Annotated in this window: 1 pseudogene; it reads right to left on the bottom strand. The window is 67.7% G+C overall.

Features of this window, described 5'->3' with window-relative positions:
* Positions 1-718: pseudogene (locus IEV62_RS18335) on the bottom strand (IS630 family transposase); the annotation flags it as partial.

Raw genomic sequence — 718 nt, forward strand, 5'->3', positions numbered from 1 at the left:
AGATGGGCACCGGCGCGTCGGATTGCGGCGCGCACCGCCGGGCCTTTGTGACTGCCCAGATTGTCCATGATGACGATGTCGCCGGGGCTGAGCGTGGGCGCGAGGAACTGCTCGACATAGGCGGTGAAGCTTGCGCCGTTGATCGGGCCGTCGAGTACGAGCGGAGCATCGATCCGGTCGTGACGCAGCGCGGCCAGGAAGGTCAGCGTTTGCCAGTGACCATGCGGCACCTTGTCGATGAGCTTGTGCCCACGTGGTGCCCAGCCGCGCAGCCTGGTCATGTTGGTCTTCGCCCAGGTTTCGTCGAGGAACACCAGGCGGCGTGGATCAAGCCGACCTTGATGCTGCCTCCAGCGCTCGCGCTTGCGTGCCACGTCGCGCCGATCCTGCTCGGTGGCGAACAGCGTTTTTTTTGAAGGTGACCCCGCTCTCGCGCACGATCCGCCACACCGACCCGTAGCTCGTCACCACACCGCGCTCGCGCAGTTCGATCACCAACGCGCGCAGCGTCAGATCGGGAACCGCCGCCAGCCGCGCCAGCAACCACTCCCGCTCCCCCGCCAAAGAGCGTGGCTGCTGCCGGCCCGACGGCCGTGCCGCCGCCGTCCCCGTCGCACGCAAACGCTGCGACCACTTGACCGCGCTCGCTACGCTCACCCCGAACAATGCCGCCGTCGCCCGGCAACTGCGTCCTGACAGCACCGATGCTGCCACACGC

The sequence above is a fragment of the Sphingomonas psychrolutea genome (assembly GCF_014636175.1).
GTDB lineage: Bacteria > Pseudomonadota > Alphaproteobacteria > Sphingomonadales > Sphingomonadaceae > Sphingomonas > Sphingomonas psychrolutea.